This is a genomic window from Pseudomonas sp. ML2-2023-3, from assembly GCF_037055275.1.
Taxonomy (GTDB): Bacteria; Pseudomonadota; Gammaproteobacteria; order Pseudomonadales; family Pseudomonadaceae; genus Aquipseudomonas.
In genome coordinates this window covers 1,239,578-1,264,980 of the sequence record NZ_CP146343.1, presented here as the reverse complement: position 1 = coordinate 1,264,980, position 25,403 = coordinate 1,239,578, and the positions used below count along the sequence as shown (strand labels likewise).

33 protein-coding genes are annotated in these 25,403 nt (G+C 55.8%); 5 read left to right on the top strand and 28 right to left on the bottom strand.

What is annotated here, in order from left to right:
- Positions 1–92: 92 nt before the first annotated feature.
- From V6P94_RS05835 to V6P94_RS05820, 4 genes are all read left to right on the top strand, one after another.
- Entirely contained in the window at positions 93–803 is a 711-nt protein-coding gene (locus tag V6P94_RS05835) for an ABC transporter ATP-binding protein (protein ID WP_219262614.1), read from the top strand.
- A 1-nt stretch (position 804) separates the two neighbouring features.
- Positions 805–2,070, top strand: a complete 1,266-nt coding sequence (locus tag V6P94_RS05830) for an ABC transporter permease (protein ID WP_326398563.1) — start codon at positions 805–807, stop codon at positions 2,068–2,070.
- Positions 2,071–2,080: 10 nt separating this feature from the next.
- Entirely contained in the window at positions 2,081–2,605 is a 525-nt protein-coding gene (locus V6P94_RS05825; RefSeq protein ID WP_133077072.1) for a DUF3299 domain-containing protein, read from the top strand.
- A 137-nt stretch (positions 2,606–2,742) separates the two neighbouring features.
- Entirely contained in the window at positions 2,743–3,441 is a 699-nt protein-coding gene (locus V6P94_RS05820) for an OmpW family protein (protein ID WP_219262613.1), read from the top strand.
- Between the two features lie 58 nt (positions 3,442–3,499).
- Here the strand turns inward: V6P94_RS05820 and V6P94_RS05815 are convergent, their stop codons facing one another.
- The 5 genes from V6P94_RS05815 to V6P94_RS05795 form a co-directional block, all read right to left on the bottom strand.
- Positions 3,500–4,429 carry an NAD-dependent epimerase/dehydratase family protein gene (locus tag V6P94_RS05815; protein WP_326398564.1) on the bottom strand — a complete coding sequence of 310 codons (930 nt, stop codon included), beginning with the start codon at positions 4,427–4,429 and terminating at the stop codon, positions 3,500–3,502.
- Positions 4,422–5,306, bottom strand: a complete 885-nt coding sequence (locus V6P94_RS05810; RefSeq protein WP_219262612.1) for a sugar nucleotide-binding protein — start codon at positions 5,304–5,306, stop codon at positions 4,422–4,424. Before V6P94_RS05810 ends, V6P94_RS05815 begins: the two co-directional genes overlap by 8 nt.
- Before the next feature lie 144 nt (positions 5,307–5,450).
- A complete protein-coding gene (locus V6P94_RS05805) occupies positions 5,451–7,565 on the bottom strand; it encodes a mechanosensitive ion channel domain-containing protein (protein ID WP_338649084.1) in 2,115 nt (704 codons plus the stop codon).
- Positions 7,566–7,836: 271 nt separating this feature from the next.
- Positions 7,837–8,367, bottom strand: a complete 531-nt coding sequence (locus V6P94_RS05800) for a single-stranded DNA-binding protein (RefSeq protein ID WP_046810341.1) — start codon at positions 8,365–8,367, stop codon at positions 7,837–7,839.
- A 9-nt stretch (positions 8,368–8,376) separates the two neighbouring features.
- On the bottom strand, positions 8,377–9,768 hold the full coding sequence (locus V6P94_RS05795; RefSeq protein WP_019824342.1) for an MFS transporter: 1,392 nt from the start codon (positions 9,766–9,768) through the stop codon (positions 8,377–8,379).
- 197 nt (positions 9,769–9,965) lie between these two features.
- On the opposite strand from V6P94_RS05795, the gene uvrA reads away from it, so the two are divergent.
- The gene (gene uvrA / locus V6P94_RS05790) at positions 9,966–12,800 is read left to right on the top strand and encodes an excinuclease ABC subunit UvrA (protein WP_326398566.1); all 2,835 of its coding nucleotides are present in this window, start codon (positions 9,966–9,968) and stop codon (positions 12,798–12,800) included.
- Positions 12,801–12,866: 66 nt separating this feature from the next.
- Here uvrA and bfr read toward each other — a convergent pair whose 3' ends face one another.
- The 23 genes from bfr to rpsC form a co-directional block, all read right to left on the bottom strand.
- Positions 12,867–13,331, bottom strand: a complete 465-nt coding sequence (bfr, locus tag V6P94_RS05785; RefSeq protein WP_133077078.1) for a bacterioferritin — start codon at positions 13,329–13,331, stop codon at positions 12,867–12,869.
- A 155-nt stretch (positions 13,332–13,486) separates the two neighbouring features.
- Positions 13,487–14,935, bottom strand: a complete 1,449-nt coding sequence (locus tag V6P94_RS05780; RefSeq protein WP_338649083.1) for a catalase — start codon at positions 14,933–14,935, stop codon at positions 13,487–13,489.
- A gap of 173 nt (positions 14,936–15,108) precedes the next feature.
- Positions 15,109–15,495: a 50S ribosomal protein L17 gene (rplQ, locus tag V6P94_RS05775; protein ID WP_003444357.1), complete on the bottom strand. Its 387-nt coding sequence runs from the start codon at positions 15,493–15,495 to the stop codon at positions 15,109–15,111.
- A gap of 42 nt (positions 15,496–15,537) precedes the next feature.
- A complete protein-coding gene (locus tag V6P94_RS05770) occupies positions 15,538–16,539 on the bottom strand; it encodes a DNA-directed RNA polymerase subunit alpha (protein WP_003176403.1) in 1,002 nt (333 codons plus the stop codon).
- 22 nt (positions 16,540–16,561) lie between these two features.
- Positions 16,562–17,182, bottom strand: coding sequence for a 30S ribosomal protein S4 (rpsD, locus tag V6P94_RS05765; RefSeq protein WP_003444359.1), 621 nt, complete (start codon positions 17,180–17,182; stop codon positions 16,562–16,564).
- Between the two features lie 18 nt (positions 17,183–17,200).
- The gene (rpsK, locus tag V6P94_RS05760; RefSeq protein ID WP_007924177.1) at positions 17,201–17,590 is read right to left on the bottom strand and encodes a 30S ribosomal protein S11; all 390 of its coding nucleotides are present in this window, start codon (positions 17,588–17,590) and stop codon (positions 17,201–17,203) included.
- Between the two features lie 30 nt (positions 17,591–17,620).
- On the bottom strand, positions 17,621–17,977 hold the full coding sequence (gene rpsM / locus V6P94_RS05755) for a 30S ribosomal protein S13 (RefSeq protein WP_016779184.1): 357 nt from the start codon (positions 17,975–17,977) through the stop codon (positions 17,621–17,623).
- Positions 17,978–18,106: 129 nt separating this feature from the next.
- Complete coding sequence (rpmJ, locus tag V6P94_RS05750; protein ID WP_002555468.1) at positions 18,107–18,223, bottom strand: 50S ribosomal protein L36; 117 nt, start codon at positions 18,221–18,223, stop codon at positions 18,107–18,109.
- Positions 18,224–18,255: 32 nt separating this feature from the next.
- Positions 18,256–19,584, bottom strand: a complete 1,329-nt coding sequence (secY, locus tag V6P94_RS05745) for a preprotein translocase subunit SecY (RefSeq protein WP_019409908.1) — start codon at positions 19,582–19,584, stop codon at positions 18,256–18,258.
- Positions 19,585–20,022, bottom strand: coding sequence for a 50S ribosomal protein L15 (gene rplO / locus V6P94_RS05740; protein WP_003444362.1), 438 nt, complete (start codon positions 20,020–20,022; stop codon positions 19,585–19,587).
- A 3-nt stretch (positions 20,023–20,025) separates the two neighbouring features.
- Positions 20,026–20,202 (bottom strand): 50S ribosomal protein L30, encoded by a 177-nt coding sequence (rpmD, locus tag V6P94_RS05735; RefSeq protein WP_003444363.1) that lies wholly within the window; start codon positions 20,200–20,202, stop codon positions 20,026–20,028.
- Positions 20,203–20,204: 2 nt separating this feature from the next.
- Positions 20,205–20,705, bottom strand: coding sequence for a 30S ribosomal protein S5 (gene rpsE / locus V6P94_RS05730; RefSeq protein ID WP_003186035.1), 501 nt, complete (start codon positions 20,703–20,705; stop codon positions 20,205–20,207).
- A 3-nt stretch (positions 20,706–20,708) separates the two neighbouring features.
- Positions 20,709–21,059 carry a 50S ribosomal protein L18 gene (gene rplR / locus V6P94_RS05725; protein ID WP_003444364.1) on the bottom strand — a complete coding sequence of 117 codons (351 nt, stop codon included), beginning with the start codon at positions 21,057–21,059 and terminating at the stop codon, positions 20,709–20,711.
- 10 nt (positions 21,060–21,069) lie between these two features.
- Positions 21,070–21,603, bottom strand: a complete 534-nt coding sequence (gene rplF, locus V6P94_RS05720; protein WP_003444365.1) for a 50S ribosomal protein L6 — start codon at positions 21,601–21,603, stop codon at positions 21,070–21,072.
- Between the two features lie 12 nt (positions 21,604–21,615).
- Complete coding sequence (rpsH, locus tag V6P94_RS05715) at positions 21,616–22,008, bottom strand: 30S ribosomal protein S8 (RefSeq protein WP_003444366.1); 393 nt, start codon at positions 22,006–22,008, stop codon at positions 21,616–21,618.
- A 212-nt stretch (positions 22,009–22,220) separates the two neighbouring features.
- On the bottom strand, positions 22,221–22,526 hold the full coding sequence (gene rpsN / locus V6P94_RS05710) for a 30S ribosomal protein S14 (RefSeq protein WP_019409906.1): 306 nt from the start codon (positions 22,524–22,526) through the stop codon (positions 22,221–22,223).
- 13 nt (positions 22,527–22,539) lie between these two features.
- Positions 22,540–23,079, bottom strand: coding sequence for a 50S ribosomal protein L5 (gene rplE / locus V6P94_RS05705; protein ID WP_003444368.1), 540 nt, complete (start codon positions 23,077–23,079; stop codon positions 22,540–22,542).
- A gap of 22 nt (positions 23,080–23,101) precedes the next feature.
- Complete coding sequence (gene rplX / locus V6P94_RS05700; RefSeq protein WP_133077080.1) at positions 23,102–23,416, bottom strand: 50S ribosomal protein L24; 315 nt, start codon at positions 23,414–23,416, stop codon at positions 23,102–23,104.
- Positions 23,417–23,427: 11 nt separating this feature from the next.
- Positions 23,428–23,796, bottom strand: a complete 369-nt coding sequence (gene rplN, locus V6P94_RS05695; RefSeq protein WP_002555479.1) for a 50S ribosomal protein L14 — start codon at positions 23,794–23,796, stop codon at positions 23,428–23,430.
- A gap of 23 nt (positions 23,797–23,819) precedes the next feature.
- Entirely contained in the window at positions 23,820–24,086 is a 267-nt protein-coding gene (rpsQ, locus tag V6P94_RS05690) for a 30S ribosomal protein S17 (protein ID WP_003194644.1), read from the bottom strand.
- A 2-nt stretch (positions 24,087–24,088) separates the two neighbouring features.
- Positions 24,089–24,280 carry a 50S ribosomal protein L29 gene (rpmC, locus tag V6P94_RS05685; RefSeq protein ID WP_003444371.1) on the bottom strand — a complete coding sequence of 64 codons (192 nt, stop codon included), beginning with the start codon at positions 24,278–24,280 and terminating at the stop codon, positions 24,089–24,091.
- Complete coding sequence (rplP, locus tag V6P94_RS05680; RefSeq protein ID WP_016779178.1) at positions 24,280–24,693, bottom strand: 50S ribosomal protein L16; 414 nt, start codon at positions 24,691–24,693, stop codon at positions 24,280–24,282. Before rplP ends, rpmC begins: the two co-directional genes overlap by 1 nt.
- A gap of 12 nt (positions 24,694–24,705) precedes the next feature.
- Positions 24,706–25,392 carry a 30S ribosomal protein S3 gene (rpsC, locus tag V6P94_RS05675; RefSeq protein WP_003176422.1) on the bottom strand — a complete coding sequence of 229 codons (687 nt, stop codon included), beginning with the start codon at positions 25,390–25,392 and terminating at the stop codon, positions 24,706–24,708.
- Between the last annotated feature and the right edge of the window lie 11 nt (positions 25,393–25,403).

The following is a 25,403-nucleotide window of genomic DNA, read 5'->3' as shown; positions in this document are numbered from 1 at the left end:
CCGTGCTTTCACTGAAAGCCCGCAGCGTCTGAATCGCGAGCAAGCCCGCTCCCACACACCCCCCCCGATGACACAGGCGATTTCCTCCCCCCATGACCCAAGCACTTATCGAACTGAGCGACCTGAGCTTCAGCTGGCCGGGACACCCCGTGCTGCTGGATATCCCGGCGTTTCGCCTGGAACCCGGTGAAACCCTGTTTCTCAAAGGCCCCAGCGGTAGCGGTAAAACCACACTGCTGGGCTTGCTGGGCGGGGTTCAAAAAGCCAACCGGGGCACGATCCGCTTGCTGGGCCAGGAACTGAGCGAGCTAGGCTCGGGGGCGCGCGATCGTTTTCGGGTTGATCACACGGGCTATATCTTTCAGCAGTTCAATCTGCTGCCGTTTTTATCGGTTCGCGAGAACGTTGAACTGCCTTGCCATTTTTCCAAACTACGCGCCAGCCGTGCCGTGCAGCGTCATGGCAGTGTGGATAACGCCGCACAAACCCTGCTCGCACATTTGGGCCTCAAAGACCCGGCGCTGCTGGAACGACGCGCAGATTCACTTTCGATTGGCCAGCAGCAGCGTGTCGCCGCCGCCCGCGCACTGATCGGCCAGCCCGAACTGGTGATTGCCGACGAACCCACTTCCGCGCTGGATGCCGACGCCCGTGAAGCCTTTATCCAGTTGCTGTTTACCGAGTGCCGCGAGGCTGGCGCCAGCCTGCTGTTTGTCAGTCACGATCAAAGCCTGGCCCCCCTGTTCGACCGCAACCTGTCGTTGTCTGAACTCAATCGCGCTGCAACAAAGGTAGAGGTCTGAGATGTATCTGTTTCGTCTAGCGCTGGCCAGTCTGGCTAACCGTCGCTTTACCGCACTGCTGACTGCCTTCGCCATTGCCCTTTCGGTGTGCCTGCTGCTGGCAGTCGAGCGGGTGCGCACCGAAGCCAGGGCCAGCTTTGCAAGCACCATCAGCGGCACAGACCTGATCGTTGGCGCCCGCTCAGGCTCGGTCAACCTGCTGTTGTATTCGGTGTTTCGCATCGGCAATGCCACCAACAATATTCGTTGGGACAGCTTTGAGCACTTCGCCAACAACCCGAAAGTGAAATGGGCAATTCCCATGTCCTTGGGCGATTCTCATCGTGGTTATCGGGTGATGGGCACCAACGAGAACTACTTTGAGCACTACCAGTACGGCCACAAGCAAAACTTGAAACTGGACAATGGCCGCGCCTTTGCAACCGATCCGTTCGAGGTGGTACTGGGCGCCGAAGTCGCCGAGGCCCTGCACTACAAACTGGGGGACAAGCTGGTGCTGGCCCATGGCGTGGCAGCGATCAGCCTGGTCAAGCATGACGACAAACCGTTCACCGTGGTCGGTATTCTCAAGCGCACCGGCACCCCGGTTGACCGCACACTGCATATCAGTCTTGGCGGCATGGAAGCGATTCACATCGACTGGCATAACGGGGTGCCCGCCCAGGGTAGCGGACGTGTCAGCGCGGACCAGGCACGCAATATGGACCTCACGCCACAGGCCATCACCGCTTTCATGCTGGGCCTGAACAGCAAGATTTCAACCTTTGCCCTGCAACGTGAAATCAATGAGTTTCGCGGCGAGCCCATGATGGCCATTTTGCCAGGCGTAGCCCTGCAAGAACTCTGGAGCCTGATGAGCACCGCTGAAAAGGCGCTGTTTGTGGTTTCGCTGTTCGTGGTGTTGACCGGGTTGATCGGCATGCTCACGGCGATTTTGACCAGCCTCAATGAGCGTCGGCGCGAGATGGCGATTCTGCGCTCCGTGGGCGCACGGCCCTGGCACATCGCAACCCTGCTGATCTTCGAAGCGCTCGCGCTGGCATTGGCCGGAGTGATTGCTGGCGTTGGTTTGCTGTATGTGTGCATTGCCATTGCACAAGGCTACGTGCAATCCAATTACGGGCTGTATTTGCCACTGGCATGGCCAAGTGAATATGAATGGACGCTGCTGGGCGGTATTCTGGCGGCGGCCCTGCTGATGGGCTGCGTGCCCGCATGGCGCGCCTACCGACAATCGCTGGCCGATGGCCTGTCCATTCGTTTATGAGCTTATGTTTATGAAAAGGTCTGCACTGTCACGCGCAGTACTGGCGCTGTTACTGCTGGTGGCCACACCGCTGTGGGCGGCCGAGCCAAAAGAGCTGACATGGTCAGAGATGATCCCGGCGGATGCGCCGCCTGAAGCCCCGGACATGACACCCTTGCACGACTTGTCTCAAATGGGTGACATGGAGACCGCACCAGCAGCCAGACAGGACTTGCCCAATGCGCCGGTGGTCCCGGCGCTGGACGGCCAACTGATCCGCCTGCCGGGCTATATCGTGCCCCTTGAAGTCAGCGAAGACGGCCGTACCACCGACTTCTTACTGGTGCCCTACTTCGGCGCCTGTATCCACGTACCACCACCACCGTCCAACCAGATCGTGCATGTAACCAGCAAAGAGGGCGTCAAACTCGAGGAGTTGTACCAGCCGTACTGGATCGTAGGCGCGATGCAGGTCAAGGCCAGCACCAGCGAACTGGCCGATGCGGGCTATCAGATGGATGCGCAGAAAATCGTGGTGTACGAGTTGCCTGAGTAAATCAAAAGCCCCGTGCACTCTTGGCAACTAACGAATTTTTCACAACCTCATCTTTTCATTGAGCTGGGTCAACTGAACGGAGCTGCGGGCTCATTACCATTGGTTATATAAATTTTAAATATCCCAATGGAGCTCCCATGCACAAGTCTTTGCTCAGCGCAGCCGCCCTTGCGCTCGCTGTCGTCGCCCCTCTTGCTCACGCACACACCGAAGGCGACATCATCCTGCGTGCCGGTGCCATCACCGTAAACCCGAAAGCCGACAGCTCCAGCGTCAAGGTTGATCAGGGCCCATTGGCAGGCACCGATCTGGGCGGCAAGGCGACCATGAGCAGCGACACGCAACTGGGTCTCAACTTTGCTTACATGATTACCGATCATGTGGGTATTGAACTGCTGGCGGCAACGCCGTTTGAACATGACGTCAAACTCAAGGGCACCGGCCTGGATGCGGCCAACGGTAAGCTGGGCAGCCTCAAGCACTTGCCGCCGACCCTGAGCGTTGTTTACTACCCACTGGACTCCAAGTCGGTGTTCCAGCCTTACGTCGGTGCCGGTATCAACTACACCTGGATCTACGACGAGCACGTCGGTAGCAGTGCCAGCGCCGCAGGTTTCGACAACTTCAAGGCGAAAAACTCCTGGGGCATGGCATGGCAGCTGGGCGCTGACTACATGCTGACCGACAACATCATGATCAACGCCCAGGCACGCTATATCGATATCGATACCCGCGCGACCGTAGAAAACAACGGCGTTGCACCGGGCACACGCGCCAAGGTCAACGTTGATGTAGACCCGTGGGTTTACATGGTAGGCCTGGGCTACAAGTTCTAAGCCAGCCACCCATAAAAAAGGCGCCCGAAAGGCGCCTTTTCTTGTGGGCAAAAAACCCTTAGCGGCCCAGCAGGCGCGCCAGCCCGACACTCATCGGTGTGGTTTCGCCCAGCGTGAAGCGCTGCAACAGACGGGTGTTATCGGCACGGGAATGACGGATATCGCCAGAGCGGGCCGGACCGAAGGTGATAGGTGGCAGTGGGCCTACGACTTCACTCAGGGCTTCAAGCATTTGTTTGAGGGTGGTGGCCTTGTTCAGACCAACATTCACTGCCCCCTCCTCAACCTCCCGAGCCTCAATAGCCTGAACCAGAAGTTTGACTACATCCCCCACGTACACGAAGTCACGAGTTTGCTCGCCATCGCCAAAAATGGTGATGGGCAGGCCCTTTTCAGCACGCTCGCTGAAAATGCTGATCACGCCGGAGTACGGTGAGGATGGATCCTGGCGTGGACCAAAGATATTGAAGAAGCGAAAAATGACCGGTTCCAGGCCGTGTTGGCGGCGGTAGAAATCCAGGTAGTACTCGCTGGACAGCTTGTCGGCTGCGTAAGGCGTCAACGGCGCTTTTGGCGTGTCTTCGACGATCGACTCACCTTCGCCATTATTGCCGTACACCGCAGCACTGGACGCGAATACAACACGCTTGATGCCCGTTTCGCGCATGGCTTCGCACACGTTCAGGGTGCCGATGAAGTTGCTCTGATGCGTGCGTACCGGATCGTCCACCGACGCCTGCACCGAAGCGACCGCTGCCAGATGAACCACGGCACTGCAACCGGCCATGGCCTTGGTCACCAGTGCGGCATCAGCCACATCACCTTCAATCAGTTCGAGACGCGAGTTGTCCATTGGCAGATTGCTGCGCTTGCCTGTGGACATGTCATCGAGAATTCTTACGGAGTAGCCCTTGGCCAGCAAGGCATCTACCAGATTGGAACCAATAAAGCCGGCGCCACCGGTGATTAAAACGGGAGCATCAACCATGACGATAAAACCTGTCCAGTAAAGCGGGAAGAGCCGCACGCCATGCGCGAGGCTTGATCCCGAAGGTGTGTAGAATTTTTTTGCAGGCCAGCACCGCGTGCTGGGGCTCTTCAGCCGCATCCGGCCGCGCGGCATGGGCCTGGGGCGTAGGTGCCTCAACTGCCAGCGGGTGCAGATTGCGCGCCTCGGCCAGAATCGCCTGCCCCAGCGCCAGCGGCGTCGTCGCTTCATGTCCGGCGTAGTGGTAAGTGCCCCACAGAGGCGCCGCACAATCAAGCTGCTTGAGTACAGAGATAATAACCCGTGCGGCGTCGTCCACCGGTGTCGGGTTGCCCCGTCGGTCATCGGCCATCAGCAGTTCGCCCGGTTTTTCGGCCTGGGCCAGAAACCGCCCAAGGGTACCGTCGGGGCTGTCATCAAGTAACCAGCCAAAACGCAGCAGCACGTGTTGTGGGCAAATGGCCCTCACACTTTGCTCGATGCGCCACAGGGCCTGACCGCGCAACCCGAGCGGAACGGGCTCGTCTTTCTCGCTGTAGGCCGTGGCTCGCGACCCATCGAAAACTCGATAGCTGGAAGGCTGCAGCAAGGTGATGCTGTGGTGCTGGCACAACTCGGCCAGACGCTCGACAGCACGCTCTTGGGCGCCAAGGCGTGCCTCGCTCACGGACTGCGCCTGGAACCAGTCGAAGTAGTACGCAAGGTTGATGACAGCATCCGGGCGGGTGTCATCGAGCAGCTGCGTGAGGCTCGCGGCGTCCCAACCGTCTTGCGGTGGACGCGGGGCAAGGAAATTAATGTCTTCCTCGGCACCCAGACGAATCAGCGCCTGCCCGAGGGCATTTCCGCCGCCCAATAACATAAGGCGCATTCGCATAAAGTATGCAGACTCAGTCTATTCAGAACGGTGATGTATACCAGAAAATCAGCCGTGAAAGCTGCTGACCATGATCAAGATAGCCGCATTTTGCGGGTTTCTGCCCCGCGCGTCACTGACAAACTGCCCCCATGCAGTTGGTCCTCACTGTGATCTCGGCGGGATGTCTGAAAGCAATACCGCAGGCCGTTGAGCCAAAGAGTCCGTTTGCGATGCTTGTTCCGACTCACGCACGGGCATCAGAAACCCCTGTGGATAATGTTGCGCAAAATGCACGTCCGGCGACTTATCCACAAGCTTTTTAAGCCGGTCATTGAACGCCCGGCTAACGGTGTTCTGCGCCCCGGACAGGGTGCGGAACTGCGCAGTAATCGTCACCCCGTCCAGGGTCATGCTGTCGACACCAAAGATGGTCAACGATCCCTGCAAGCTGAGACTCAGCAATGGATCGCCAGTGATCTGATTCCCCGCCTCCCGGATCAGAGCCGTCGCTTTATCCATGTCGGTGTCGTAGGTGAACTGCACTGAAAAAAATGCGTAGGCAAACTGCCGGGAGTGGTTGATCACCGCCTTGATCTGACCAAACGGCACCGAGTGGACAAAGCCTCGCGAGTCCCGCAGGCGCAACGTACGGATGGTCAGCCCCTCGACCGTACCCGCGTGGGAAGAGTCGACCACCACCCAATCGCCGACCGAAATGGTGTCTTCAATGATGATGAACAACCCGGTAATGACATCTTGCACCAACTGTTGAGAGCCAAAGCCGATCGCCAGGCCGATAACCCCGGCCCCCGCCAGGAAGGGAGCTACGTTCACCCCCAGATTGGCCATAGTGGTGATGGTACAGATCACCACCAACACCACTTTGATCGCATTGCGGGCCAACGGCAGGATGGTTTTGATCCGCGTGCTGGGTTCGTGGGTGCCACGCCGGTTGGTCGTGGGCTCCAGTGCTTGTTGAATGGCCGTGTCGAGCACGACCCATGACAGCCAGGTCACCAGGAAAATCAGCAGGATGTGCCCCAGTGAGTCACTGATAACCCTGCCGGTGCTGCTGTCCGATGCAAAGGCCAGCAACGAGAAACCCCAGATTTTCGCCAAGAGCTCAATAAAGCTCACTGCCAGGACAATGCGCAACAAGGCGTAAACCACATTTATAAAGCGATCTTTGTAGGCTCCGGAGCTTCGAATTCTCGTGCGAAATGAATGATGCAGAATCGTACTCAGAAATACCGTGCCGATCAGCAATCCGGATGTCAGCAGCGCATTGCGCAAAGCACGCTCACTGCCCTCACCCACGCCCAGCAAGTTGAGTGCCGTTGCCAGCAGCATCAGCAACAGGGGCCAATACCAGAGCACCGAAAAAATGCGCAATGACTCTTGCAATGCGGGCTGCCCCAGACGCTGGGCCAAGGCCCTGTTACGAAACAGATGAGCGACGGGACGGCGAAGCCGGACTGCCAAAAAGGCCAGAATGGCGCATGCCAGCAACCCTGAAAAAACCGAGAGGCAACTGGTAATGTTGCCGCCAATTTCCTGAGTGATTTGCGGGCTGTTCATGGCATCACTCAGGGCTGCCAAAAAGCCGATGAAAAATAGCGGACGCATGGCGTACTCGCGAATGATCTGGACTGCGATCCGCTTGTGTTCCACCTCAAACATCGTATTCAGTGACAGCACCAGTGCCGAGCAGAACACCCCTGCACTGCTCGCATAGGACAGGCTAAGCGCCAGCGAACGGCCAAGGGTGTCGTTCAGAAAACGACTGACATACAGCGTCAACACTATGCTCAGCAGCGCAGGCACCAGATAAGGCAGCCCGAAACCGATAAACGCTTGTATCCGCTCCCGGCTGTTAATGCGTCGGCTCTTGCCCAGATAAATTGCCAGCCAACGTCCCGCCAGCATTAATCCGATGAACGCGCCTGCCCAGATCAAGGACAACAGGAAAAAGTCCCACACACCGCTCCACGAGGGATGAGTCGATGCCTGGATTACCAGGGCCTCAACCTCTTCTGCAGCCCGCTTGGAGCGCAAACTCCAGGCGCTCAACTGCTCCACGCTGGAGCCCAGCTGGCTCTGCACCTCATCCATACCGGCACCCAGGGCACCCAGCAAGCCGCCATCGACCAGAACCGGCGGCTTACCGTCAGACTCTTCGGCTTTCATGATGGAGGCCAGCGTAGGCGCTGCCTTAACAATACCGTTGCCTGTTAACAACAGGATGAGGAACAAACATGCTGTTTTGAATGTGAGCAAACCCGGAGATCCCCCTGGACAAGTCTGGCGAGCAGATCGCAACCAGCCAAAAATTCAGCTGGCAACTCGACGCGCAGTTCCCGGTACAGCGTAGTCAATACACGGATTAACCCCGCACCTTCGTGCGAAAACTCTCTCATATGCAACTCAAGCGCGCCCTGTCACGGGTCAACCGTGCCCTCCCTTCCAAATGCGCGGCACAAAAAAAGGCCCGTCGCTGTGTCAGCGACGGGCCTTTTTCAGTACTTCAATGCAGCTCGAAAGCTACAAATCAGAATGGAATATCATCATCGAAGCTGTCGAAGTCCGGAGCAGGTTGTGGTGCCTGCTGTTGCGGCGCTGGACGCGACTGCTGCTGAGGCTGCTGTTGCGGCGCAGGGCGTTGAGCCTGCTGACGCGGAGCGGATTGCTGTTGCTGGTAGTTGTTACCACCGCCCTGGTTTTGCTGGTCGCCCTGTGGACGGCCACCCAACAGCTGCATGGTGCCTTGCATGTCGACCACGATTTCGGTGGTGTAACGCTTGATACCGTCTTTTTCCCACTCGCGGGTCTGCAGCTTGCCTTCGATGTAAACCTGCGAACCCTTGCGCAGGTATTCGCCAGCGATTTCGGCAACTTTGCCGAACATCGATACACGGTGCCATTCAGTCTTTTCGACTTTCTGACCGGTCTGCTTGTCAGTCCACTGTTCGCTGGTTGCCAGACTCAGGTTGGTCACGGCATTACCGTTAGGCAAGTAGCGAACTTCGGGATCCTGGCCGCACGTGCCGACCAATATAACTTTGTTAACCCCACGGGCCATAACGTTCTCCTAGGCTTCGCACGTCGGCGCTGGGTTAACCAACTGCTCGAGTGTCGCGCGATCCAATAGTTCGGTGTCCAATTTGATATAAATCGCAGCTTCTTCAGCCACGATCACTGCATCTGTAACGCCAGCAACTGCCTTCAAACGCTCGGTCAGACCTGCTTCGCGGAGCGCCTCAGGCGATAACGGCAAGCGCAGGCTGGTTACATATGGTGGTTCACGCATGGTAACAGCAAAGGCCAACCAGAGTGCAGCCAGACCTGCGCCTCCAAGGAACACAACCGACAAACCGCCATGCTGGAATAACCAGCCGCCGAGTATGCCACCCAGTGCCGAACCCAGGAATTGACTGGTGGAATAGACCCCCATCGCCGTGCCCTTGCCACCCGCCGGTGAAACTTTGCTGATCAGCGAAGGCAATGAAGCCTCAAGCAGGTTGAACGCGGTAAAGAACACTACGGTACCAATCACCAATGCGCGCAAGCTGTCGCCAAACTGCCAGAAGAATAGCTCAGTGAGCATCAACGTCGCGACGGCACCGAGTAAAACTCGTTTCATTTTGCGTTTCTTTTCGCCATAGATAATGAACGGGATCATGGCGAAGAAAGAAATCAGCAAGGCTGTCAGGTACACCCACCAGTGCTGCTCCTTGGGCAGTCCGGCCTTTTCGACCAGAGCCAGCGGCAACGCGATAAAGCTCGACATCAACATGGCGTGCAACACAAAAATGCCGAGATCCAGACGCAGCAGGTCGGGATGGCGCAAGGTTGGCAGCAAAGCCTGCCTGGCCACGCCGGACTCGCGGTGCTGCAAGGTCCCGGTCGAGCGCGGCACCATGAACATGACAATCACGATCCCCAGCAGTGCCATGGCACCTGTCGCCAGAAACAGGCCAGACAGACCAAAGGCACGGGTCAGCAGTGGCCCCACGACCATTGCAACCGCAAATGACAAACCAATGGTCATGCCGATCATGGCCATCGCCTTGGTGCGGTGCTGCTCACGGGTGAGGTCAGACAAAAGCGCCATAACTGCAGCAGAAATTGCACCCGCCCCCTGCAGGATTCGTCCCGCGATAACGCCCCAAATCGAATCTGAGTTAGCCGCCAGCACGCTACCCAAGGCGAAGACAATCAGCCCCAGATAAATGACCGGGCGCCGTCCAATACGGTCGGAAATCACACCAAACGGGATCTGAAAAATGGCTTGGGTCAGGCCATAAGCGCCAATTGCCAGACCTATCAGGGCGGGCGTCGCACCGGCAAGGTCCATCCCATAGGTTGCCAAAACCGGCAACACCATAAACATGCCTAGCATACGGAAGGCGAACACCAGGGCCAGACCGCTTGCCGCTCGGGTCTCGCCGCTACTCATGCGTTCGCTGTGGGGATCGTGCATGGAAAAACCTCATGTGAACCGGCGGCGATTCTATCAGTCCCATCGAGTAACAGCACATACGCGAGAGAGCCGCGACGCTTTGTCACGCAAAAGTTATAAAGGCTGCTTGAATGACATCGTGCCATCAAGGCCTGCACAGCTTTCATACAGATCCGTATACTCATTCGTTTACGTTATGCCCGCCAAGCGAGGCCGCAGTGGACAAGATCCTGATACGTGGGGCACGAACCCACAACCTGAAGAACATCGACCTGACCCTGCCAAGGGACAAACTGATCGTCATCACCGGACTGTCTGGCTCCGGCAAATCATCCCTGGCGTTTGACACTTTGTACGCTGAAGGCCAGCGCCGTTATGTCGAGTCGTTGTCCGCCTATGCGCGGCAGTTCCTTTCCATGATGGAAAAGCCTGACGTCGATACCATCGAAGGTCTGTCGCCAGCGATATCCATCGAGCAAAAATCGACTTCGCACAACCCGCGCTCCACGGTTGGCACCATTACCGAAATTTACGATTACCTGCGCTTGCTGTACGCCCGCGTCGGCATCCCCCGCTGCCCGGATCACGACATCCCCCTTGAAGCCCAGACCGTCAGCCAAATGGTCGATCTGGTGCTGGCGCAGCCTGAAGGCAGCAAACTGATGTTGCTGGCTCCGGTCATTCGCGAGCGCAAGGGTGAACACCTCTCCGTATTCGAAGAGCTGCGGGCCCAGGGCTTCGTGCGGGCTCGCGTCAACGGCAAGCTCTGTGAGCTGGATGAACTGCCCAAACTCGACAAGCAGAAGAAGCACACCATCGACGTGGTGGTCGACCGCTTTAAAGTGCGGGCTGACCTGCAACAGCGCCTGGCCGAATCATTCGAGACCGCGCTGAAGCTGGCCGATGGCATTGCCCTGGTCGCGCCGATGGACGACGAGCCGGGCGAAGAGATGATCTTCTCTGCACGCTTCGCCTGCCCGATCTGCGGCCACGCGATCAGCGAGCTGGAACCCAAGCTGTTCTCCTTCAACAACCCGGCTGGCGCATGCCCGACCTGTGACGGCCTGGGGGTCAAGCAGTTTTTTGACATCAAGCGCCTGGTCAATGGCGAGCTAACCCTGGCAGAGGGCGCGATTCGCGGCTGGGACAGGCGTAACGTTTATTACTTCCAGATGCTGGGAGCGCTGGCCAAGCATTACGACTTCAGCCTTGAAGTACCGTTCAGCGAGCTGGCGGCTGACAAACAAAAAGTCATCCTGTACGGCAGCGGCACGCAGAATGTCGATTTCCGCTATCTGAATGACCGCGGCGACATCGTTAAGCGCGCGCATCCGTTTGAAGGCATCGTGCCGAACCTTGAGCGGCGCTACCGTGAAACTGAATCGGCCACCGTGCGCGAAGAGCTGGCCAAGTTCCTTAGCACCCAGGCATGCCCGGACTGCCGCGGTACCCGTCTGCGCCGCGAAGCCCGTCATGTGTGGGTCGGCGAAAAAACCCTCCCGGCCGTGACCAATATGCCTATTGGCGACGCGACCGAGTACTTCAGCACCCTGAGCCTGACCGGGCGTCGCGGCGAAATTGCCGACAAGATTCTCAAGGAAATCCGCGAGCGTCTGCAGTTTCTGGTGAATGTGGGGCTCGACTATCTCTCACTGGATCGCAGTGCCGATACGTTGTCTGGCGGTGAAGCCCAGCGTATTCGTCTGGCCAGCCAGATTGGCGCAGGACTGGTCGGGGTGCTGTACATCCTCGATGAGCCCTCCATTGGCCTGCATCAGCGCGATAACGACCGATTGCTGGGCACCCTCAAGCATCTGCGCGATATCGGCAACACGGTGATTGTGGTGGAGCACGACGAGGATGCAATTCGTCTGGCGGACTACGTAGTGGACATTGGCCCGGGCGCGGGCGTGCATGGCGGGCATATCGTCGCGCAGGGCACACCGGCCGAGGTCATGGCGCACCCTGACTCGCTGACTGGCAAGTACTTGTCGGGCCGGGTGAAGATCGCCGTGCCGGCCAAACGCACCCCACGCGACAAGAAGCTGACGCTGTCGCTCAAGGGCGCTCGCGGCAACAACTTGCGCAACGTGGATCTGGAAATTCCTATAGGCCTGCTGACCTGCGTGACCGGGGTTTCGGGCTCGGGCAAGTCGACACTGATCAACAACACGCTCTACCCGCTCAGCGCCACGGCACTCAACGGCGCAACCACGCTGGAAGCCGCGGCTCACGACAGCATCAAAGGCCTGGAGCATCTGGATAAGGTCGTAGACATCGACCAGAGCCCGATTGGCCGCACACCACGCTCCAACCCTGCTACCTATACCGGACTGTTCACGCCGATACGCGAGTTGTTCTCCGGCGTACCGGAATCCCGCTCGCGGGGCTATGGTCCAGGGCGTTTTTCATTCAACGTGAAAGGTGGGCGCTGCGAGGCCTGTCAGGGTGATGGCTTGATCAAGGTAGAAATGCACTTTCTGCCTGACATCTACGTGCCTTGCGATGTGTGCAAGAGCAAGCGCTATAACCGTGAGACCCTTGAAATCAAATACAAGGGCAAGAGCATTCACGAAGTGCTGGAGATGACCATTGAGGAAGCACGCGTGTTCTTCGATGCAGTACCAGCCCTGGCGCGTAAGCTGCAGACGCTGATGGATGTAGGTCTGTCATACATCAAGCTGGGGCAGTCCGCCACAACGCTGTCAGGCGGCGAGGCACAACGGGTGAAACTGTCCCGCGAGCTGTCCAAGCGCGATACCGGTAAAACGCTGTATATCCTCGATGAACCTACTACAGGTTTGCACTTTGCCGATATTCAGCAGTTGTTGGATGTATTGCATCGTCTACGCGATCACGGCAATACCGTGGTGGTGATCGAGCACAACCTGGATGTGATCAAGACTGCTGACTGGCTGGTTGACCTGGGACCTGAAGGCGGTTCCAAGGGTGGTCAGATCATCGCAACCGGCACTCCGGAAGAAGTAGCCGAGATGTCGCAATCTCATACGGGCTTCTATCTGAAACCGTTGTTGATTCGCGACAAAGCTTAAATCGCAGTAAGAAAAAGCCCCTGCCATCGTGAGATGGCAGGGGCTTTTTGTTGAGGCTTACGCCGATCAGAACTGCGATTGCAGGTAGTTCTGCAGACCTATCGTTTTGATCAGGCCCAGCTGTTTTTCCAGCCAGTAGGTGTGATCTTCTTCGGTGTCTGCCAACTGAATGCGCAACATGTCACGGCTTACGTAGTCCTTGTGCTGCTCACACAGTGCAATACCTTTGCACAGCGCAGCGCGGACCTTGTACTCAAGGCGCAGGTCAGCCGCGAACATATCCGGCACGGTGGTGCCCACATCCAGATCATCCGGGCGCATGCGCGGAGTACCTTCAAGCATCAGAATCCGGCGCATCAACGCATCAGCGTGTTGTGCCTCTTCTTCCATTTCGTGGTTGATGCGCTCGTAGAGCTTGGTAAATCCCCAGTCCTCGTACATGCGGGAATGGACAAAGTATTGATCACGTGCAGCCAGCTCGCCGGTGAGCAACGTGTTGAGGTAATCGATTACGTCCGGGTGCCCTTGCATCGCCGCACATCTCCCTGCTTGAAAGCCTGTAGTTTGAACCAAGCTGACTGAGAGGTCACGGCTCAATCGCTATAAAATCCTGTATTTGTAGAGAAAACAGACCTAAATAACGCAAAAACCGCCCTATTGAGGGCGGTTCTGCTTCTCACTTAGACTTACTTAGCCTTTACGCCCAGCGCTTTGGCGACACCGTCACCGTAAGCCTGATCGGCATTGTAGAAATGTTGCAACTGACGCTCCACGACGTCGGCCGAAACCCCGTCCATTGCCCCTGCGATGTTATTGATGAGCAGGGCTTTCTGCTCGTCATTCATCAGGCGGAACAATGCACCCGCGTGACTGTAGTAATCGCTGTCAACGCGATGATCGTAACGATCCGCCGCACCACTCAGGGCCAAAGGCGGCTCGGCGAACTGCGGCGCTTGTTTTGGCGCATCAGCGTAGCTGTTGGGCTCGTAGTTCGGCGCAGCACCACCATTATTGCCAAAAGCCATTGAGCCATCACGCTGATAGTTATGCACAGGCACCCGTGGTGCGTTGATCGGCAGGTGCTGATGGTTGGTGCCTACACGGTAGCGATGGGCATCGGCATAAGCGAACACACGGCCTTGGAGCATGCGATCCGGAGACAAGCCGACACCTGGGACCATGTTGCTGGGACCAAACGCAGCTTGCTCGACTTCTGCGAAGTAGTTGAGCGGATTACGGTTCAACTCAAGTTCACCGATTTCAATCAATGGAAACTCTTTCTGCGACCAGGTTTTGGTCACGTCGAACGGATTTTCGTAGTGTGCGGCGGCTTGCGCTTCGGTCATGATTTGCATGCAGACACGCCATTTCGGGAAATCACCGCGCTCAATGGCACCAAACAAATCCCGCTGTGCGTAGTCCGGGTCAGTACCTGCAAGTCGTGCAGCCTCGGCAGGCGGCAGGTTTTTGATACCTTGCTTGGTCTTGTAGTGCCATTTGACCCAGTGACGCTCACCCGCTGCATTGATCATGCTGTAGGTATGACTGCCAAACCCGTGCATGTGACGGTAGCCATCGGGAATGCCACGATCAGAGAACAGGATGGTGACCTGGTGCAGCGACTCCGGCGAGTGCGACCAGAAATCCCACATCATCTGCGCGCTTTTCAGGTTGCTTTGCGGCAGACGCTTTTGGGTGTGGATAAAATCAGGAAACTTAAGTGGATCACGAATGAAGAACACGGGGGTGTTGTTACCCACGATGTCCCAGTTACCTTCCTCGGTGTAGAACTTAAGCGCAAAGCCGCGAGGATCGCGTTCGGTATCGGCCGAGCCACGTTCGCCACCTACGGTTGAAAAACGCAGAAAAGTGGGCGTTTGCTTGCCGATGGTGTCGAACAGCTTGGCACTGCTGTACTGAGCCATGTCACGGGTCAGTGTGAAGGTGCCGTGTGCACCTGAACCCTTGGCGTGCACACGACGCTCCGGAATGTTTTCCCGGTTGAAGTGAGCGAGCTTCTCGATCAGATGAAAATCGTCGAGTAGCAAAGGGCCGCGAGGGCCAGCAGAACGAGAATTCTGGTTATCAGCAACTGGAGCGCCGCTGGCGGTTGTAAGCGTTTTGGTCTGGCTCATGTGTTTGCTTCCTCAGTCAGTCTTTGTGCTGCCGGCTAATCGGCTGAGGAGGAGTATTGACCATGATCTACTCACGGGCAAATGCATTAAATGATCAGAATCAATAGAGAATACTAATCTAACAGGCACAAAAAACCGGGCACTAGGCCCGGTTCTTTGTAGAGACTGACGTCTTACTCAGCGGATACAGCTTCACCGCCAACTGGACGATCAACCAACTCGACGTACGCCATAGGCGCGTTGTCGCCAGCGCGGAAACCGCACTTGAGGATGCGCAGGTAGCCACCCTCACGAGTTGCATAACGCTTGCCCAGATCGTTGAACAGCTTACCAACGATGGCTTTCGAACGCGTACGGTCGAAGGCCAGACGGCGGTTAGCCAGACAATCATTCTTGGCCAGAGTAATCAGCGGCTCAGCAACGCGACGCAATTCTTTGGCTTTCGGCAGAGTCGTTTTGATCAGCTCGTGCTCAAACAACGACACTGCCATGTTTTGAAACATAGCCTTGCGGTGGGAGCTAGTGCGGCTCAGGTGACGACCACTTTTACGATGACGCATGGTTCATTCCTTACCAAACACAACGTTCGGTGATTACGACGATCAGGCAGTCGCCTTGTCGTCCTTCTTAAGACTTGCAGGCGGCCAGTTGTCGAGGCGCATGCCGAGGGACAGACCACGGGAGGCCAGAACGTCCTTGATTTCAGTCAAGGATTTCTTGCCCAGGTTCGGAGTCTTCAACAGTTCTACTTCGGTGCGCTGAATCAGGTCACCGATGTAGTAAATGTTCTCCGCCTTAAGGCAGTTGGCCGAACGCACGGTCAGTTCCAGATCGTCAACCGGACGAAGCAGGATCGGATCGATCTCGTCTTCCTGTTCGATTACCACTGGTTCGCTGTCACCTTTGAGGTCGACGAATGCAGCCAACTGCTGTTGCAGGATGGTTGCAGCACGACGAATGGCCTCTTCAGGATCCAGTGTACCGTTGGTTTCCAGATCAATAACCAGCTTGTCCAGGTTAGTACGCTGCTCGACACGGGCGTTTTCCACCACGTATGCGATACGGCGAACCGGGCTGAACGAAGAGTCAAGCTGCAAGCGACCAATGCTGCGGCTTTCATCTTCATCGCTCTGACGCGAGTCTGCTGGTTCATAACCACGACCACGAGCTACGGTGAGCTTCATGTTCAAGGCGCCGTTAGACGCCAGGTTGGCGATTACGTGATCGGGATTAACGATCTCGACATCATGATCCAGCTGAATATCGGCAGCGGTAACCACCCCCGAACCCTTCTTCGACAAGGTCAGCGTAACTTCGTCACGGCCGTGCAGCTTGATAGCCAGACCTTTAAGGTTCAACAGGATTTCAATTACGTCTTCCTGTACACCTTCGATGGCGCTGTACTCGTGGAGCACACCGTCAATCTCGGCCTCGACTACTGCACAGCCTGGCATTGAGGACAACAGGATGCGGCGCAGCGCGTTGCCCAGGGTGTGGCCAAAACCACGCTCGAGAGGCTCGAGAGTGATTTTAGCGCGGGTTGGACTGACAACTTGCACATCAATATGGCGAGGTGTCAGGAACTCATTTACCGAAATCTGCATGGATGCACCTATTTTCTAGCCCTTACTTGGAGTAGAGCTCGACAATCAGGCTTTCGTTGATGTCGGCGGACAGATCACTGCGAGCAGGAACGTTCTTGAAAACGCCCGACTTCTTCTCAGTGTCTACTTCTACCCATTCTACGCGGCCACGTTGGGCACACAGATCGAGAGCTTGGACAATGCGAAGCTGGTTCTTTGCTTTCTCGCGGATAGCGACCACGTCACCAGCACGAACCTGGTAGGACGGAACGTTTACGGTCTGACCGTTAACGCTGATCGACTTGTGCGATACCAACTGACGAGATTCGGCACGAGTAGAACCGAAACCCATACGGTATACGACGTTATCCAGGCGGCATTCGAGCAGTTGCAGCAGGTTTTCACCGGTTGCACCTTTCTTGCCAGCAGCTTGTTTGTAGTAGCCGCTGAACTGACGCTCGAGAACGCCGTAGATACGACGGACCTTCTGCTTTTCACGCAGTTGGGTACCGTAGTCGGATTGGCGACCGCGGCGTTGGCCGTGGATGCCTGGAGCAGCTTCAATATTGCACTTCGATTCGATAGCGCGCACACCACTCTTCAGGAAGAGATCGGTGCCTTCACGACGTGCCAGTTTGCATTTTGGACCAATGTAACGAGCCATTCTTTACAGTCTCCTGGATTACACGCGGCGCTTCTTCGGCGGACGGCACCCGTTGTGCGGGATAGGCGTCACGTCGGTGATGCTGGCGATCTTATAGCCACAGCCGTTCAAAGCACGGACAGCGGACTCACGACCTGGACCTGGGCCCTTAACGTTAACGTCAAGGTTTTTCAGGCCATATTCCAGCGCAGCTTGACCAGCACGTTCAGCAGCTACTTGAGCAGCGAACGGGGTGGACTTGCGAGAACCGCGGAAACCCGAACCACCGGAGGTAGCCCAAGAAAGCGCGTTACCCTGACGGTCGGTGATGGTCACGATGGTGTTGTTGAAAGACGCGTGGATGTGGGCGATGCCATCAACCACTGTCTTTTTAATTTTCTTACGAGGACGAGCAGCAGGTTTTGCCATGACTAAATTCCTGTCGATTCGCTGGTGCGATTACTTGCGGATCGGCTTACGCGGACCTTTGCGAGTACGCGCGTTGGTCTTGGTACGCTGACCGCGTACTGGAAGACCACGACGATGGCGCAGACCGCGGTAGCAGCCCAAGTCCATCAAGCGTTTGATTTTCATGTTGACTTCACGACGCAGGTCACCTTCAGTGGTGAACTTCGCCACTTCGCCACGCAGCAACTCAATCTGCTCGTCGCTCAGATCCTTGATCTTAGCGGCTGGGTTTACACCAGCATCCGCACAGATTTTCTGTGAGGTAGTGCGACCAACACCATAGATGTAGGTCAGCGAGATAACAGTGTGCTTGTTATCTGGAATGTTAACGCCTGCAATACGGGCCATTCAGTGGGACTCCAATTGACAGCTACCTACGCCCCGGAAGCCAAGAAATAGGGCGCGAGATAATATCGCTGTAATAACAAATAATCAACCCAGCAGCGCACTAGCTGCTGGGCTTCAAACAGATCACACTCAGCCTTGGCGCTGTTTGTGACGTGGTTCCGCGCTGCAAATTACCCGAACAACACCTTCGCGGCGAATAATCTTGCAGTTACGGCACAGCTTTTTCACCGATGCACGAACTTTCATCACCAACTCCTCTCACCTTACGGGGTAGTACTTCAGCGGAGCATGCCGCTGCCGTAGCCCTTCAGGTTGGCTTTCTTCATCAGGGATTCGTACTGGTGCGAAACGAGGTGCGATTGTACTTGGGACATGAAGTCCATAACAACCACGACCACGATCAGCAACGAGGTCCCGCCAAGGTAGAACGGAACGTTTGCCGCAACCACCAGGAACTGGGGCAACAGGCACACGGCCGTCATATAAAGAGCACCGAACAGAGTCAAACGAGTCAAAACGCCATCAATATAGCGTGCCGACTGCTCGCCTGGACGGATACCCGGAATAAAGGCACCGGACTTCTTCAGGTTTTCCGCTACGTCTTTCGGATTGAACATCAACGCCGTATAGAAGAAGCAGAAGAAAATAATCCCTGCACTAAACAGCAGAATATTCAACGGCTGACCAGGAGCGATCGACTGCGAGATGTCCTGCAACCAGCCCATACCTTCAGACTGACCGAACCAGGCACCCAGCGAAGCCGGGAACAGCAAAATGCTGCTCGCAAAAATAGCCGGAATAACACCGGCCATATTCACTTTCAGCGGTAGGTGGCTAGTCTGCGCAGCAAAAACCTTACGGCCCTGCTGACGCTTGGCGTAATGAACAGCAATACGACGCTGACCACGCTCAATGAACACCACGAAACCGATAATCGCTACTGCCAGCAAACCGATAGCAACCAAAGCGAAAATATTGATATCGCCCTGACGCGCAGACTCGAAAGACTGCCCTATTGCTCTCGGAAGACCGGCGACGATACCCGAAAAAATCAACATCGAGATACCGTTGCCAACACCACGCTCAGTAATCTGCTCACCCAGCCACATCATGAACATTGCACCCGCCACAAAAGTGGTTATTGCAACGAAATGGAAGCCTAGGTCACCAGTGAACGCTACGCCCTGCCCCGCCAAGCCAATGGACATGCCAATAGCCTGGACGAGAGCAAGAACGACAGTGAGGTAGCGGGTGTACTGGCTTATCTTGCGACGACCAGCTTCACCTTCCTTCTTCAACTGCTCCAGTTGCGGGCTGACAGCGGACATAAGCTGCATGATGATCGATGCCGAAATGTACGGCATGATCCCCAGCGCAAAAATACTCATCCGCTCCAGCGCGCCGCCGGAAAACATGTTGAACAAGCTAAGTATGGTCCCCTCATTCTGTCGAAACAGGTCCGCCAGCCGGTCCGGGTTGATACCAGGAACTGGGATGTGTGCGCCTATTCGGTAGACGATAATCGCCAAGAATAGAAAACGCAGTCGAGCCCAGAGCTCGGATAACCCGCCTTTGCTGAGCGCTGAGAGAGCACCTTGCTTAGCCATTTATTCCTCGAACTTGCCGCCAGCTGCTTCGATAGCCGAACGCGCACCTTTGGTGGCGCCGATTCCCTTGCCGATTGTGACAGCGCGAGTAACTTCACCGGACAGCATGATTTTCACACGCAGCACGTTGACGTTGATCACGTTGGCATCTTTCAGGGTCTGCACAGTAACGATGTCGCCTTCCACTTTAGCCAGCTCGGACAAACGCACTTCTGCGCGATCCATGGCTTTCAGGGAAACGAAACCGAACTTAGGCAGACGGCGATGCAGCGGCTGTTGACCGCCTTCAAAGCCTGGAGCAATTGTGCCACCGGAACGGGAGGACTGACCTTTGTGACCACGGCCACCAGTCTTGCCCAAACCGCTACCGATACCACGGCCCGGACGATGCTTTTCGCGACGGGAACCCGGCGCTGGACTCAGATCATTGAGTTTCATCGATTAACCCTCTACACGCAGCATGTAGTAAGCCTTGTTGATCATCCCGCGATTCTCGGGAGTATCAAGTACTTCTACAGTGTGACCGATGCGACGCAGACCCAGACCCTTAATGCACAGTTTGTGATTAGGGATACGGCCGGTCATGCTTTTGATCAGCGTTACTTTAACGGTAGCCATGATCAGAAGATCTCCTTGACGCTTTTGCCACGCTTGGCGGCAATAGATTCAGGAGACTGCATAGCTTTCAAACCTTTAAAAGTGGCGTGAACCACGTTTACCGGGTTAGTCGAGCCGTAGCACTTGGCCAGTACGTTCTGAACACCAGCAACTTCGAGGACAGCACGCATAGCGCCGCCAGCGATGATACCGGTACCTTCAGAAGCAGGCTGCATGTAAACCTTGGAAGCGCCGTGGGCGGATTTCATGGCGTACTGCAGAGTGGTGCCGTTCAGGTCCACTTGAATCATGTTGCGGCGAGCAGCTTCCATTGCCTTCTGGATCGCAGCAGGCACTTCACGTGACTTGCCACGGCCGAAGCCAACGCGCCCTTTACCATCACCAACCACGGTCAACGCGGTGAAAGTGAAGATACGGCCGCCTTTAACGGTTTTGGCTACGCGGTTAACTTGAACCAGCTTCTCAATGTAGCCTTCGTCGCGCTTTTGGTCGTTATTTGACATAACTTAGAACTCCAGCCCAGCTTCACGAGCAGCCTCAGCCAGCGCTTTCACGCGGCCGTGGTACTTGAAGCCAGAGCGGTCGAAAGCCACCTGCGAGACGCCAGCGGCTTTTGCACGCGTAGCGACCAGCTGGCCAACCTTTGTGGCCGCGTCGATGTTGCCAGTGGCAGCATCACGCAGTTCTTTGTCCAAAGTCGAGGCGCTTGCCAGGACTTTGCTGCCGTCGGCCGAGATGACCTGGGCGTATATATGCTGAGACGAGCGGAACACGCAGAGACGCACGACTTCTAGTTCGTGCATTTTCAGACGTGCTTTGCGAGCGCGACGCAGTCGAGTAACTTTTTTGTCGGTCATTTGCTATGCCCTACTTCTTCTTGGCTTCTTTACGACGGACGACTTCGTCCGCGTAACGTACACCCTTGCCTTTATAAGGCTCTGGCGGACGGAAACCGCGGATCTCAGCGGCCACCTGACCTACCAGCTGCTTATCAATACCCCGGATCAGGATATCGGTTTGGCTAGGAGTCTCAGCGGTGATGCCTTCCGGCAATTCGTAATCCACTGGGTGCGAGAAGCCAAGAGCCAGGTTCAGCACTGTGCCTTTTGCTTGCGCTTTGTAACCAACACCGACCAGCTGGAGCTTACGCTCGAAGCCTTGGCTTACGCCTTGGACCATGTTGTTTACCAACGCACGAGTGGTACCAGCCATTGCGCGAGTTTGTTGATCGCCATTGCGAGCAGCGAAACGCAGCTCACCAGCTTCTTCAACAATCTCAACGGACGAATGGATGTTCAGTTCTAGAGTGCCCTTGGCACCCTTCACCGAAAGCTGTTGGCCGGCGAATTTTACTTCGACACCAGCTGGCAGCTTAACGGGGTTCTTAGCGACGCGTGACATGCTTATCCCCCCTTAGAACACAGTGCAAAGAACTTCGCCGCCGACACCGGCAGCGCGCGCAGCACGATCCGTCATCACACCTTTGCTGGTGGAGACGATAGACACACCTAGACCGCCACGAACTTTCGGCAGGTCTTCGGAGGACTTGTACTGACGCAGGCCTGGACGGCTAACGCGCTTAACTTCTTCGATAACCGAACGGCCTTCGAAGTATTTCAGCTCGATAGACAGCAGTGGTTTGATTTCGCTGCTGATCTGATAATCCGCGATGTAACCTTCGTCTTTAAGAACTTTGGCTACAGCTACCTTCAACGTGGAAGATGGCATGCTTACGACGGACTTTTCAGCCATCTGGGCATTACGGATTCGAGTTAGCATGTCCGCTAACGGGTCCTGCATACTCATGGGCTAGACGCTCCTGATACAAAAAGAATTAGCCTTGCGGCTACAACTGTCGCCGAGTGACTCAATGCTTAAAAAGCACGGGCTCAGGCGAGCCGGTCATTCTAGACACACGCCAGAAATGAATCAAGCCCCAATAGGGGCTTGATTCATATTCAAGGTCACCGGCTGTCAGGATCTTACGACCCTGACAGGGGTAACTTTGCCTGTACGCCTTACCAGCTGGCTTTAACCAGACCTGGTACGTCACCGCGCATTGCTGCTTCACGCAATTTGTTACGGCCAAGGCCGAACTTGCGGTAAACACCATGCGGACGACCAGTGAGGCGGCAGCGGTTACGCATGCGCGCAGCGCTTGCGTCACGTGGCTGCTTCTGCAGAGCAACTTGAGCTTCCCAACGTGCTTCTGGACTTGCGTTCAGATCAACGATGATAGCTTTCAGCTCAGCACGCTTCTTGGCGAACTTGGCAACCGTAAGCTGACGTTTCAGCTCGCGGTTTTTCATGCTCATCTTAGCCATGGTCCTACTCCAATCAGTTGCGGAACGGGAATTTGAATGCACGCAGCAATGCGCGACCTTCATCATCCGTTCGAGCAGTGGTGGTCAGGGTAATGTCCAGACCGCGGAGGGCATCGATTTTGTCGTAGTCGATTTCCGGGAAGATGATCTGCTCTTTAACGCCCATGCTGTAGTTACCACGACCATCGAAGGACTTGGCATTCAGGCCGCGGAAGTCGCGAACCCGAGGCAGGGAGATCGACAGCAGACGATCCAGGAATTCATACATACGCTCACGGCGCAGAGTAACCTTAACGCCGATCGGCCAGCCTTCGCGAACTTTAAAGCCTGCGATGGACTTGCGAGCGTAGGTCACTACACATTTTTGACCCGTGATTTTTTCCAAATCAGCTACAGCGTGCTCGATGATTTTCTTATCACCGATCGCTTCGCCCAAACCCATGTTCAGGGTGATTTTGGTAACGCGCGGAACTTCCATCACGTTCGAAAGCTTAAGTTCTTCCTTAAGTTTCGGAGCGATTTCCTTCCGGTAAATCTCTTTTAGTCGTGCCATGGTCTCATCTACCTAGCAGTGTTCAAGCATCAACCGCTTTTTGGGTCGACTTGAAGACACGAATTTTTTTGCCGTCTTCTACTTTAAAACCAACGCGATCTGCTTTGCTGGTTTCGCTGTTGAAGATGGCCACGTTAGAAGCGTCCAGTGGAGCTTCTTTCTCGACGATACCGCCTTGTACGCCCGACATCGGGTTAGGCTTGGTATGACGCTTAACCAGGTTCAGACCACCAATAACCAGACGGTTGTTAGCGAGAACCTTAAGCACCTTACCGCGCTTACCTTTGTCTTTGCCGGCGATCACGATGATCTCGTCGTCACGACGAATCTTTTGCATGTCGGATCTCCTTACAGCACTTCTGGGGCGAGCGAGACGATCTTCATGAACTTCTCAGTACGAAGTTCACGGGTCACTGGCCCAAAGATACGGGTGCCGATCGGCTCTTGCTTGTTGTTCAGAAGAACAGCAGCGTTGCCATCAAAGCGGATAATGGAGCCATCAGCACGACGTACGCCGTGACGAGTGCGGACTACAACAGCAGTCATCACTTGGCCTTTTTTCACTTTACCGCGAGGAATTGCTTCCTTCACGGTAACTTTGATGATGTCACCGATACCAGCGTAACGACGATGGGAGCCACCCAGCACCTTGATGCACATAACGCGGCGTGCGCCGCTGTTATCGGCCACATCGAGCATGGATTGAGTCTGAATCATATAATTTCTCCGACCCCTAGTCCTTAGACTTCCACAGCGCGTTCGAGAACATCAACCAGTGCCCAAGACTTGGTCTTGGCCATCGGACGAGTTTCACGAATAGTGACTTTGTCGCCGATGTGGCACTGATTGGTTTCGTCGTGCGCGTGCAGCTTAGTCGAACGCTTAACGTATTTACCGTAGATCGGGTGCTTAACGCGACGCTCGATCAAAACGGTGATGGTTTTGTCCATCTTGTCGCTGACAACACGGCCAGTCAGCGTACGGACAGTCTTTTCGGCTTCAGCCATGATTACTTACCTGCCTGCTGTTTGAGCACAGTCTTCACGCGAGCGATGTCACGCTTAACTTGCGAGAGCAGATGCGACTGCCCCAACTGGCCAGTTGCTTTCTGCATACGCAGATTGAACTGGTCGCGCAGCAAGCCGAGCAGTTGCTCGTTCAGCTGCTGTGCGGATTTTTCACGAAGTTCATTCGCTTTCATCACATCACCGTCCGTTTAACAAAGGAGGTGGCGAGCGGCAGCTTTGCAGCAGCCAGGGCGAAAGCCTCACGCGCCAGCTCTTCAGTAACACCCTCGATTTCATACAGGACTTTGCCTGGCTGAATCTGGGCAACCCAATATTCCACGTTACCCTTACCTTTACCCATACGAACTTCGAGGGGCTTTTTGGAAATAGGCTTGTCCGGGAATACACGGATCCAGATCTTACCGCCACGCTTAACGTGACGGGTCAGTGCACGACGCGCTGATTCGATCTGACGAGCGGTGAGACGACCACGAGCAACAGACTTCAGCGCATATTCGCCGAAGCTGACTTTGCTACCGCGCAATGCCAAGCCACGGTTGTGGCCAGTCATTTGCTTGCGGAACTTCGTACGCTTAGGTTGTAACATTTGGCGTACCCCTTACTTAGCAGCTTTTTTACGAGGCGCTGGTGCTTGTGGCTTCAGCTCTTCTTGGCGACCACCAATTACTTCGCCTTTGAAGATCCAAACCTTTACACCGATCACACCGTAAGTGGTGTGAGCTTCGTAGTTGGCATAGTCGATGTCGGCACGCAGGGTGTGCAATGGCACACGACCTTCGCGATACCATTCAGTACGTGCGATTTCAGCACCGCCGAGACGACCGCTCACTTGGATTTTGATGCCTTTGGCACCAATGCGCATAGCGTTCTGTACAGCGCGTTTCATCGCGCGACGGAACATTACACGACGCTCCAGCTGCTGAGCTACGCTCTGCGCAACCAGCATACCGTCGAGTTCCGGCTTGCGGATCTCTTCGATATTGATGTGCACAGGCACACCCATTTGCTTGGTCAGGTCCTGACGCAGTTTCTCAACATCTTCACCTTTCTTCCCGATAACGATACCTGGACGAGCGGTGTGGATGGTGATACGTGCAGTTTGGGCCGGACGATGGATATCGATACGGCTTACGGACGCGCTTTTTAGTTTGTCTTGGAGGTATTCACGCACCTTCAGATCAGCGAACAAGTAGTCCGCATAAGTCCGGCCGTCTGCGTACCAGACGGAGGTGTGCTCCTTGACGATTCCCAGGCGAATGCCAATGGGATGTACTTTCTGACCCATCTCTTCGACTC

Bases quoted from the DNA above. Each gene is read 5' to 3' on its own strand.
- V6P94_RS05835 (WP_219262614.1), top strand. From the start codon at position 93: ATGACCCAAGCACTTATCGAACTGAGCGACCTGAGCTTCAGCTGGCCG.
- V6P94_RS05830 (WP_326398563.1), top strand. From the start codon at position 805: ATGTATCTGTTTCGTCTAGCGCTGGCCAGTCTGGCTAACCGTCGCTTT.
- V6P94_RS05825 (WP_133077072.1), top strand. From the start codon at position 2,081: ATGAAAAGGTCTGCACTGTCACGCGCAGTACTGGCGCTGTTACTGCTG.
- V6P94_RS05820 (WP_219262613.1), top strand. From the start codon at position 2,743: ATGCACAAGTCTTTGCTCAGCGCAGCCGCCCTTGCGCTCGCTGTCGTC.
- V6P94_RS05815 (WP_326398564.1), bottom strand. From the start codon at position 4,429: ATGGTTGATGCTCCCGTTTTAATCACCGGTGGCGCCGGCTTTATTGGT.
- V6P94_RS05810 (WP_219262612.1), bottom strand. From the start codon at position 5,306: ATGCGAATGCGCCTTATGTTATTGGGCGGCGGAAATGCCCTCGGGCAG.
- V6P94_RS05800 (WP_046810341.1), bottom strand. From the start codon at position 8,367: ATGGCCCGTGGGGTTAACAAAGTTATATTGGTCGGCACGTGCGGCCAG.
- V6P94_RS05795 (WP_019824342.1), bottom strand. From the start codon at position 9,768: ATGCACGATCCCCACAGCGAACGCATGAGTAGCGGCGAGACCCGAGCG.
- bfr (WP_133077078.1), bottom strand. From the start codon at position 13,331: ATGCAAGGGCACCCGGACGTAATCGATTACCTCAACACGTTGCTCACC.
- V6P94_RS05780 (WP_338649083.1), bottom strand. From the start codon at position 14,935: ATGAGCCAGACCAAAACGCTTACAACCGCCAGCGGCGCTCCAGTTGCT.
- rplQ (WP_003444357.1), bottom strand. From the start codon at position 15,495: ATGCGTCATCGTAAAAGTGGTCGTCACCTGAGCCGCACTAGCTCCCAC.
- V6P94_RS05770 (WP_003176403.1), bottom strand. From the start codon at position 16,539: ATGCAGATTTCGGTAAATGAGTTCCTGACACCTCGCCATATTGATGTG.
- rpsD (WP_003444359.1), bottom strand. From the start codon at position 17,182: ATGGCTCGTTACATTGGTCCAAAATGCAAACTGGCACGTCGTGAAGGC.
- rpsK (WP_007924177.1), bottom strand. From the start codon at position 17,590: ATGGCAAAACCTGCTGCTCGTCCTCGTAAGAAAATTAAAAAGACAGTG.
- rpsM (WP_016779184.1), bottom strand. From the start codon at position 17,977: ATGGCCCGTATTGCAGGCGTTAACATTCCAGATAACAAGCACACTGTT.
- rpmJ (WP_002555468.1), bottom strand. From the start codon at position 18,223: ATGAAAGTTCGTGCATCGGTGAAAAAGCTGTGCCGTAACTGCAAGATT.
- secY (WP_019409908.1), bottom strand. From the start codon at position 19,584: ATGGCTAAGCAAGGTGCTCTCTCAGCGCTCAGCAAAGGCGGGTTATCC.
- rplO (WP_003444362.1), bottom strand. From the start codon at position 20,022: ATGAAACTCAATGATCTGAGTCCAGCGCCGGGTTCCCGTCGCGAAAAG.
- rpmD (WP_003444363.1), bottom strand. From the start codon at position 20,202: ATGGCTACCGTTAAAGTAACGCTGATCAAAAGCATGACCGGCCGTATC.
- rpsE (WP_003186035.1), bottom strand. From the start codon at position 20,705: ATGTCAAATAACGACCAAAAGCGCGACGAAGGCTACATTGAGAAGCTG.
- rplR (WP_003444364.1), bottom strand. From the start codon at position 21,059: ATGACCGACAAAAAAGTTACTCGACTGCGTCGCGCTCGCAAAGCACGT.
- rplF (WP_003444365.1), bottom strand. From the start codon at position 21,603: ATGTCACGCGTCGCTAAGAACCCCGTTAAGCTGCCAGCTGGTGTCGAA.
- rpsH (WP_003444366.1), bottom strand. From the start codon at position 22,008: ATGAGTATGCAGGACCCGTTAGCGGACATGCTAACTCGAATCCGTAAT.
- rpsN (WP_019409906.1), bottom strand. From the start codon at position 22,526: ATGGCTAAGATGAGCATGAAAAACCGCGAGCTGAAACGTCAGCTTACG.
- rplE (WP_003444368.1), bottom strand. From the start codon at position 23,079: ATGGCACGACTAAAAGAGATTTACCGGAAGGAAATCGCTCCGAAACTT.
- rplX (WP_133077080.1), bottom strand. From the start codon at position 23,416: ATGCAAAAGATTCGTCGTGACGACGAGATCATCGTGATCGCCGGCAAA.
- rplN (WP_002555479.1), bottom strand. From the start codon at position 23,796: ATGATTCAGACTCAATCCATGCTCGATGTGGCCGATAACAGCGGCGCA.
- rpsQ (WP_003194644.1), bottom strand. From the start codon at position 24,086: ATGGCTGAAGCCGAAAAGACTGTCCGTACGCTGACTGGCCGTGTTGTC.
- rpmC (WP_003444371.1), bottom strand. From the start codon at position 24,280: ATGAAAGCGAATGAACTTCGTGAAAAATCCGCACAGCAGCTGAACGAG.
- rplP (WP_016779178.1), bottom strand. From the start codon at position 24,693: ATGTTACAACCTAAGCGTACGAAGTTCCGCAAGCAAATGACTGGCCAC.
- rpsC (WP_003176422.1), bottom strand. From the start codon at position 25,392: ATGGGTCAGAAAGTACATCCCATTGGCATTCGCCTGGGAATCGTCAAG.